Here is a 7,980-nt window from a genome sequence, read left to right as displayed (position 1 = left end):
GCGGGAAAAAGAAAACCAGCAGCATGAGGACGAGAAAAACCAGCTGCGGGAAGAAATCAAAAAGCTCAGTGAAAGCCTGGAGCAGGCGCAAAAAAAAGGGTTCTGGTCCAGGCTGTTCGGTTAAAGCGACGGACCATCCAGACCTTTTTGTCGCTGCGGTCGCTCCGGCTCCGGCGTTTTCTCGTGCTGCAGCGCACGTTCATGTGCCTGCCGCTGTTCGATGGCGTTCATCTCACAGACAAGCGGCGCAGCTGCTCGCTCAAACTCTGCACCTGCCTGCTCAAGTCCGATACGCGCTCGCTCAGCGCCGCGTTCTCCCGTTGCGTAATGCCAAACATCCTCTGCAACTCCGAGGAGGCGGCTTCCCACGCGCTCAGCTGCTGCGCGTAATCCTGCTGCAGTTGCTCGAATGCTCTCAATAATTGCGTTTCCAGTTCGGTCATTATCTGTCAGTCCTGTTTCAGTTGTACCCACGTCGTGCCGTTGTAGGGAATGGCTTCCGGCGTTGTTCCTGCCGGCATCACCAGAAAGCGCCGTCCGTCGCTGGTCGTCTGAAAGCTCACGCCCCACGTCTGCGCGTTCAGCTTCGTCAGCGCGTCTTTCTGCTCGCTGATGGCCTGGTAGTTGTCGAGAATTTTCTGCCCCTGCCACCACAGAATGCTCCCGCTCGTGCAGATCAGCAGTAACGACACGCCGGCGATTATCAGCCACGTCCGCCCGATGGTTTTCAGTATCCCTCTGGTGTTTTGGCTGATGGCTGAGGCCAGTTTCTGGTCGTGGTCGAGGATAGCGCTGTTGATTCGCTTCGCGCTTTCGCTCAGTTCCTGATTTACATACGCCTCGTGCTCGCTGAATGCGGCTTTCAGCATCTCGCCGGTAGATTGCCGCTGCGCTTTCGATTTCTGCTCCAAGTCCTGCGCCAGCGTTAAAAGACTGCTCATAGATGGCTCCTTTCAGTCGGATATTTCGCCCCCCGTCCGGGTTGGCAATGCTGATACTGCTTCGCGTGGTGCGTACCACCTCAAAACCTGCCGCCGTGAGCGCCTCAGTCACGTCCTGCCGCGTTTTAAGCTCCCCGGATGAGGCTAACACCATTAAACCCTGCGTAATCGCGCTGACGGCCTCCTGCTGCGCCTGTGGCAGGGCCGACGGAGTGACCAGCTCCCGGCGGTTTGCCGGGTCGTTCGGGTCATGCAGGCCCAGCCGGCCATTCACCACCGTCTGCCACGCATCGATGCGCGGGCGGTCGGCTCGGTCGTAATACGGCTGCAGGCGTTTTCCAGTCAGCAGTTCGGTGTTCGGAATGAGAAAATTAAGCTCCACCCGCCCCTTGTCGGCGTGCTCCACCCACAGCACGCTGTACTGGTCTTTATCGAGGCCGGGCATCAGAACCCGCTCGAAACTCTCCATCAGCTTTTCGCGCTGTCCGGGCGCAAGGTCACTCTCGGCAAACGACAGCACCCCGGAAGTGTATTTCTTGGCATATGGTGAGGCATCAATCAGCTCCCGGACTTCCTCCGGCTTGCCCTGCAGCACCGTCGCCCCGTCACGCTGCCGATCTTTACCCAGCAGATAATCCACCGGCCCACTGCCGCCGCCACGCCCGCGCGGATGGAATTTAACGATCATCGTCAGCTCCGTTCTCCCTCACCGTATGCCGCAGCCGTTCAAGGCCGGCATCGATGGCCATCAGCGCAGCCACCACCTGAACCCGATCAGCACCTGACCACTGACCGCCGTTAATTTTCCGTGCGATCTGGTTCAGGTTATTGCCCATACCGGCGAGCTGACGCAGTAAAACCGGATCGATGGACGGCAGCCGCGATGACCGCGCCGGTCGGGTATCGAGGCAGGTTTGCCGCATCCACGCCGCCAGCTGTTTGCCGTCACAGCGTTCAAGCAGCTGCTGATGCTCATCCTGTGTGACCCACATGGTCAGCATCTTGTCGCGCTTTTTACTCAAACGGCCTCCGGTGAAAAATATTTAGGGGGGAGATCTAACGCAGCTCCCGGAGAGGAACACAGCTTGTCTGTGGACGTCTCCGGGAGCCGGCAAGCCCGACCAGGCGCGTCAGGCCGTTGACCTTAGCGGGTTTCGGGGCGCAGCCCTGAACCAGTCACAGTGCGCTAGCGCTGTGTATACTGGCTTATTCATGTTAGCACTGTGGTAATTAGCGTGTTAACTGCTCTATTTGGGAGGGGAAAAATGCGACTGCATAGCGTAGGCAGAATGATGGTCTGGCGGTGATGTTGCGCCTCCTCGCTCACTCGGTCGCTATGCTCCGGACGTGAGACTGCGGCGGGCGCTGCGTGCGCACACACAGGGAAGAAAGGTACGTTCGACGGGAAAAAAGCAGAGCAAAGGCCGCGGGGAACCCGTTTTTTCATAGGCTCCGCCTCCCCTGACGAGTATCACAAATGGACGCTCAAATCAGTGGAAGACGAAACCCGACAGGACTTAAAGATGCCGGTGATTTCTCACCGGCGGCTCCCTCGCGCGCTCTCCTGTTCCGACCCTGCCGCTTACCGAATACCTGTTCCGCCTTTTTCCCTTCGGGAAGCGTGGCGCTTTCTCATAGCTTACGCTGCTGGTATCTCGGCTCGGTGTAGGTCGTTCGCTCCAAGCTTGGCTGTATGCACGAACCCCCCGTTCAGCCCGACTGCTGCGCCCGTTCCGGTAACTATCAACTTGAGTCCAACCCGGAAAGACACGCAAAAACGCCACTGGCAGCAGCCATTGGTAAGAGTCGATGTGCGAGAGATTTAGAGAGTACTTGAAGTGGTGGCCTGACTGCGGCTACACTGAAAGGACAGTTTTGGTGACTCGTCTCGCACAAGACAGTTACCTGGTTAAGCAGCCTGCAAGCTGGCTTAACCTTCGATCAAACCGCCCTGCAAGGCGGTTTTTTCGTTTTCAGAGCAAGAGATTACGCGCTGACAGCAATGATCTCAAGAAGATCTTCCAAGGATCTACCCAAAAAAAGAGCGTACAATCCATTTACATCACTATAGAAATAATCTTCATATAAACTTAACTCACTTAACGAATCACATCTCAACAAAAAAACACCCAAATATACCCACAAATACAGTTATCTAATAGCTTTATAAGTTCGTAGCATTTCAGCATTTTTCAGACAAAAATTATGATCATCTGTCATTTTTTTTCCATCATCGTAATGCACCATCCATTGATTTAATATAATCCAAATAAAAGCAGCCCTTTCCGTCATTAATACTTTATCGGCCCCATCTTTAATACCAAAATCTCTTCTCACTTCGTTTTTTTTAACGTCACTAAATGACTTATTTATTTCGATTTCAACAGGGAGTGTTATATTCCATAAATCATCGTATACAAGCCCATGTTCATAATCAACAAGCTCATCATCACTTAAGACATCGACAACACGAGCAAAGTTAAAGTTTTTATACTTTACGTCACTGGTCGAATTCTCATGGTAGGCTCTAAATATCCAATTCCTACCATCAAAAAGAATGACAAGCGGAGAAAGAACTCTATAAGAAGAATCATTGCTAGTAGCAGAGTTATATTGACACTTAATTTTTTTTCCTGCAGCAATAGCCCTAGTTATTATCGAAACAAAGGAGTTTTCAAGAGGCGGCTGAATAAAACCAATAGGTTCATAAGGAATAAACCCACGCCCCCTAACTAAATAATTTTTATCAAACCCTTCTGAAAGCATTCTCAGCGCATCTTTAGCATTAAACTTCACCAAAGGCTCGAATGTGTCTTGTTTTAACTCAAATCTTTTACTTTTATTATCATACGATATATTCCCCCCTCTAAACTCCCTGTATTGAGAAATCACTCTTGAAGCTGTTATCTCGGAGACGTCAAACTCATTCATAATATCTATTCTTGATAACATTCCAGTATAGAAAACCTTGAAATCTATAAATGCCAATCGAATAGCTAATGTTTGGTCTTCTTTAAGAATGTCATTGAATGAAGTAAGTAACATGATGCAACCTTATCTAATGCGTAAACATAACTATTCTAGCATAAAGAAGCCGCAAAACGCATATCTTTTTGATATGCATTCAGTATACACAACACACCCAGTATCGGTTGACAATCCAAAAAAACAGGTTTACATTGGTATCTGTCGAAGGAAATACCTCCTTCACAGAAAGCCTTAAGGAGGCTGAAATGGCTGTAAATCCACCTAATGATAATCGTCGAATTGGCATGGTTCGTCAGCGTTCACAGGTTTTCAATCCAACGACTGATACCTGGGTAAAGCGTGACTCAACGACCGGGCGCTTCATGGATGTAAAATCTGACGGTACGCCTTTCAAGGGCGTAAGGAAGGAAAAATAAAGCGGATTGCCGTAAGACAATCCGCTTTATTTCGTTTGAATGCACTTTCTTGGGGAAGTTAAGTGCTTAACCCTAGCAGGCTGTTGACTACAATCTCAATTTTTTGAATTTAGGTCAACAGTCTCCTTATACAAGAGACCACATTATGCAATACCAACACTATAATCTGAGCAATCTTTCAGCAGGAAAAGTAGTTGAAATCAATCTTTCTGGAAACGCTGCAAACGTTAAGCTCATGGATTCTAGCAACTTCCTGAACTATAAAAATGGCCGCCCGCATCGTTATTATGGCGGATACGTAACATCCTCGCAGACAAGGCTTAAAGTTCCTTGCTCCGGTAACTGGTACGTAACCATAGATTTAGGTGGCCGCAGTGGTCGCGTAAGCTCAAGTGTTAACGTATATTAACCTTATAAAAGGCCTCTCATGAAAGCATTAGTAATTTTTGGCAGCACCGCTAGAAATGAGAGGTCTTTTGATTCAGATATAGACATGCTTGGTGTATATGACAAGGAAAAAATACTATCTGTTTCAAAAGAGAGCGTGAGCCTTTTTTTATATCCAGAAACAACCTTACGCGAAAAAATGGTTTCTGGTGATTTATTCGCACTCCACCTAGTAAAAGAATCAATTCCAATTTATGGCTCTGAAATAATTAAAGACATATACAGCACATTCAAATACAAAGAGAGCTACACAGTAGAAATAAATACCGCTCTCAAAGTTTCTACCGAGATATTATCAATTTACGATAAATTAAGACAACACAAGAGTGCCAATAAAAAAATTGCATGGTGTTTACGAACGGTAATAATTTCAATATCAGCACAAGATAGAACCCCTGTTTTCTCCAAACAAAAACTATCCGAGTATATAAAGGTAACAGGATTCGATTCGAGAGAAATACTTATACTCATCAATGTAAAAAGCATAAGTAAAAAATTACCAAGTAGAATAATAAATAGAATCTCATGTTTATTTAACGAACTATATATATATAGCGACTTTCATAACTATAGTTATAAACAAGATGTTCTATACCAAATGCTACATGATATTGATAGCAATAATCATAGCATCAACTACTAAAAACAAGCTTACATTATGAAAAGAAGCTAGTGCAAATCTAAATTATACATTGCACAATAGCATGAACTAAGAACAGTCCAAAAATGGGCAAATGACATGATGACATTTGATCACGGTGATGGCCAATTAGAGTTTGAGGGAGCAACACTCACCCTAGATCACCTAAAAAATAGAAAAATAACTATACAGATTGATGAGACATCTGCACTAGTGGCGGAAATTTCGTGTAGCTCACATTGCTACACAGATGAAACACCATTCACGACAACTTTACTTGAGATTAAAGACCACTACGGTAACAAACGTTACTTTTGCCCCAAAAGATATGAGCTAAGCAAAAACATACATACTTGGTTGGAAAATTGCGCAAATGAGATATGTATAAAAAGCGTACTCCCAAATGGAACCATTCACTGGTTAATCATCGAGGATCATGACTCTGGTGAAAAAGTAAGCATTGTGTTTGAGATTGAGAAACATAAAAGTATTGATAATGCTGTATACATGATGGTTAAGGCTGTTCATGCTTTTGACAGAAAGCCCCCGCCAAATCCAAGTGAGCGAGATGTAACTTTCAAGGTAGTAGGTTCTTCCTATGCCAAGAACGATGAAGCACCGCCGAGAGCCAAGAAAAAAAGAAAGAGAAAGAGAAAACGCTCTACAGCAGAAACGAAAAAAGACTCCTAGGAGTCTTTTTTCGTTTAAAGCTTCGGGTGCACTTCATATCTCAGGTGTCTGAGGCCTAAGAATTACTCTTAGGTGGCTAATGGAATACTCTTTAGAGTCCCCGCTCACATCCATCTGCCTAGTAGTATCAGAAAAATGGCGCCACCTGTCAACTCTACATTAAAGATCTCAGAAGTGAGGCTTCATACGCTGACACTACGTTTTGCATACTAATCAACAAGAACAGCATTTAACATAACACTCTAATTGTACGCACCGCTAAAACGGCCTCAGGGCGTTTCTGACGGATAACCGGTAAAAGCGGCAACAAACCACCCGAAAACCCGCCAGAAACGCACCGGATAAATCATACCCGGATGCATGGCTATGCAGCCATGTGCATGAGTCCGGCTTTGGCGGAAAACGGACACCGTAAGCCGTATTTCTGGCAAATATCGCTGACTCCGATTAAAGTAGTCATATGTATTACACATGACTACAAAGGTGATTTTATGCCAGCAGCGACATCCATCAGGCTTGATGATGAACTCAAAGACCGCCTGAAAACCCTTGCCGATGACCGCCATCGCTCCGCTCATGCTCTGATGCTGGAAGCAATCACCGAATACATCGACCGGGAAGAAAAGCGCAGCCAGTACCTGAGGGATGGACAGGCCGCATGGCAGCACTATCAGGAAACCGGTCTGCACCTGAGCGCCGAAGAGGTGGAAGCGTGGATAGATACCTGGGGAACTGAGAATGAGCAGGATGCTCCACCATGCCACAGGTAATTGTCTCCGCACTGGCGCAGCGGGATTTACAGCGCCTGCAGGACTTTCTCAAAACCAAAAACCGGCTGGCGGCCAGAAAAGCCGGTGAAGTGATAATCCGGGCTATCCAGCAGCTGAAAACGCAGCCGGACATGGGCCGCCCGGTTTCTCTTCTCCCACTTGAATACCAGGAACTGGTGATCGGATTTGGCGACAGTGGTTATGTGATGCTCTATCGCCACGACCGGGAAACGGACCGGATAGTGCTCCTGACTGTCCGGCACCAGAAAGAAGCCGGCTATCACGGCCTGCAGGAATAATCCCCCTGAGCACCGTTCTGCTCTACCGTTCACCGCCGGAGCAGACCGGACTCAATAACCAGAATCAGCGCCTCCAGTACCAGCCCCATCACCTTCACAGCCAACGCTATTGTCATTAATGCTTTCATCGTCTTGCCCCTGTTTTATCTGATACCGCTATTGCATCAGCTGCTGGCTGCGGAAACCAGTGACTGCACTTGTCGCAATACCGCGACAATCACCAGGCGATTGGAACAGGAAAAAATCGGCATGAGCAGCTGATGGGGTTCAGCAACTCGTCATTATCACCAGGAAATCCGGGGTACATTGGCGCTATAATGGCAGTGAGAAATTACACACCTTTCACACCCGAAAAAATCAGGGGTATACAGTGGCAAAAACATTGCTCAACCTTTCACAGGCAGCACAGGCAGCCGGCATAACCAGAAGAACGCTGTATAACCACGTAAAACAAGGGAAAGTGACCGTGTCACGCGACGGGAAAAATAACCCGGTCGTGGATGTATCAGAACTGATCCGTGTATACGGCAATGTGAATTTACCTGAGAAACAAATTCCCAGCGTTTCACACCGTGAAAATACACAGAAAAATTTCCCACACGAGCAGCTGACAGCCATGCAGAAAGAGCTCGCTGAAATGAAACAGGCCATCACGTTGATGCTGGAAGACAAAACGCTGCGGGAAAAAGAAAACCAGCAGCATGAGGACGAGAAAAACCAGCTGCGGGAAGAAATCAAAAAGCTCAGTGAAAGCCTGGAGCAGGCGCAAAAAAAAGGGTTCTGGTCCAG

The 7,980-nt window shown here is 47.6% G+C and carries 12 protein-coding genes and 1 pseudogene; 8 read left to right on the top strand and 5 right to left on the bottom strand.

Annotated features, from left to right (window positions below; translation table 11 throughout):
- Positions 1-227: 227 nt before the first annotated feature.
- From USG84_RS23865 to USG84_RS23850, 4 genes and pseudogenes are all read right to left on the bottom strand, one after another.
- Entirely contained in the window at positions 228-443 is a 216-nt protein-coding gene (locus USG84_RS23865) for an MbeD family mobilization/exclusion protein (RefSeq protein ID WP_320738476.1), read from the bottom strand.
- Positions 444-449: 6 nt separating this feature from the next.
- Complete coding sequence (locus USG84_RS23860) at positions 450-941, bottom strand: MbeB family mobilization protein (protein ID WP_320738475.1); 492 nt, start codon at positions 939-941, stop codon at positions 450-452.
- Positions 942-1,311: 370 nt separating this feature from the next.
- Positions 1,312-1,629 (bottom strand): annotated as a pseudogene (locus tag USG84_RS24155) (nuclease); the annotation flags it as partial.
- Entirely contained in the window at positions 1,619-1,963 is a 345-nt protein-coding gene (locus USG84_RS23850) for a MobC family plasmid mobilization relaxosome protein (protein ID WP_414146802.1), read from the bottom strand. The gene USG84_RS23850 and the pseudogene USG84_RS24155, both read right to left, overlap by 11 nt.
- 671 nt (positions 1,964-2,634) lie before the next feature.
- Between USG84_RS23850 and USG84_RS23845 the strand changes: the two genes are divergently transcribed.
- Positions 2,635-2,778, top strand: coding sequence for a replication initiation protein (locus USG84_RS23845; protein WP_072031537.1), 144 nt, complete (start codon positions 2,635-2,637; stop codon positions 2,776-2,778).
- 314 nt (positions 2,779-3,092) lie between these two features.
- Here the strand turns inward: USG84_RS23845 and USG84_RS23840 are convergent, their stop codons facing one another.
- The gene (locus USG84_RS23840; RefSeq protein ID WP_057516271.1) at positions 3,093-3,986 is read right to left on the bottom strand and encodes a WYL domain-containing protein; all 894 of its coding nucleotides are present in this window, start codon (positions 3,984-3,986) and stop codon (positions 3,093-3,095) included.
- Between the two features lie 188 nt (positions 3,987-4,174).
- Here USG84_RS23840 and USG84_RS23835 point away from each other — a divergent pair, with 188 nt between their 5' ends.
- From USG84_RS23835 to USG84_RS23810, 7 genes are all read left to right on the top strand, one after another.
- The gene (locus USG84_RS23835) at positions 4,175-4,345 is read left to right on the top strand and encodes a hypothetical protein (RefSeq protein ID WP_086544399.1); all 171 of its coding nucleotides are present in this window, start codon (positions 4,175-4,177) and stop codon (positions 4,343-4,345) included.
- Between the two features lie 145 nt (positions 4,346-4,490).
- A complete protein-coding gene (locus USG84_RS24150; protein ID WP_414146801.1) occupies positions 4,491-4,754 on the top strand; it encodes a DUF1883 domain-containing protein in 264 nt (87 codons plus the stop codon).
- Positions 4,755-4,772: 18 nt separating this feature from the next.
- Positions 4,773-5,435: a hypothetical protein gene (locus tag USG84_RS23830; RefSeq protein WP_320738474.1), complete on the top strand. Its 663-nt coding sequence runs from the start codon at positions 4,773-4,775 to the stop codon at positions 5,433-5,435.
- A 96-nt stretch (positions 5,436-5,531) separates the two neighbouring features.
- Positions 5,532-6,122, top strand: a complete 591-nt coding sequence (locus USG84_RS23825; protein WP_057516279.1) for a hypothetical protein — start codon at positions 5,532-5,534, stop codon at positions 6,120-6,122.
- 491 nt (positions 6,123-6,613) lie between these two features.
- A complete protein-coding gene (locus USG84_RS23820) occupies positions 6,614-6,892 on the top strand; it encodes a CopG family ribbon-helix-helix protein (protein WP_320738473.1) in 279 nt (92 codons plus the stop codon).
- A complete protein-coding gene (locus tag USG84_RS23815; protein ID WP_320738472.1) occupies positions 6,880-7,191 on the top strand; it encodes a type II toxin-antitoxin system RelE/ParE family toxin in 312 nt (103 codons plus the stop codon). The genes USG84_RS23820 and USG84_RS23815 overlap by 13 nt, the downstream gene beginning before the upstream one ends.
- Before the next feature lie 370 nt (positions 7,192-7,561).
- On the top strand, positions 7,562-7,980 hold a 419-nt coding region (locus USG84_RS23810; protein ID WP_320738471.1), incomplete at its 3' end, for a hypothetical protein.

The sequence above is a fragment of the Enterobacter sp. 168J2 genome, assembly GCF_034107265.1.
Taxonomy (GTDB): domain Bacteria; phylum Pseudomonadota; class Gammaproteobacteria; order Enterobacterales; family Enterobacteriaceae; genus Enterobacter; species Enterobacter nematophilus.
This window is presented reverse-complemented; position numbering and strand designations above follow the sequence as displayed.

Bases quoted from the DNA above. Each gene is read 5' to 3' on its own strand.
- USG84_RS23865 (WP_320738476.1), bottom strand. From the start codon at position 443: ATGACCGAACTGGAAACGCAATTATTGAGAGCATTCGAGCAACTGCAG.
- USG84_RS23860 (WP_320738475.1), bottom strand. From the start codon at position 941: ATGAGCAGTCTTTTAACGCTGGCGCAGGACTTGGAGCAGAAATCGAAA.
- USG84_RS23845 (WP_072031537.1), top strand. From the start codon at position 2,635: ATGCACGAACCCCCCGTTCAGCCCGACTGCTGCGCCCGTTCCGGTAAC.
- USG84_RS23840 (WP_057516271.1), bottom strand. From the start codon at position 3,986: ATGTTACTTACTTCATTCAATGACATTCTTAAAGAAGACCAAACATTA.
- USG84_RS23835 (WP_086544399.1), top strand. From the start codon at position 4,175: ATGGCTGTAAATCCACCTAATGATAATCGTCGAATTGGCATGGTTCGT.
- USG84_RS24150 (WP_414146801.1), top strand. From the start codon at position 4,491: ATGCAATACCAACACTATAATCTGAGCAATCTTTCAGCAGGAAAAGTA.
- USG84_RS23830 (WP_320738474.1), top strand. From the start codon at position 4,773: ATGAAAGCATTAGTAATTTTTGGCAGCACCGCTAGAAATGAGAGGTCT.
- USG84_RS23825 (WP_057516279.1), top strand. From the start codon at position 5,532: ATGATGACATTTGATCACGGTGATGGCCAATTAGAGTTTGAGGGAGCA.
- USG84_RS23820 (WP_320738473.1), top strand. From the start codon at position 6,614: ATGCCAGCAGCGACATCCATCAGGCTTGATGATGAACTCAAAGACCGC.
- USG84_RS23815 (WP_320738472.1), top strand. From the start codon at position 6,880: ATGCCACAGGTAATTGTCTCCGCACTGGCGCAGCGGGATTTACAGCGC.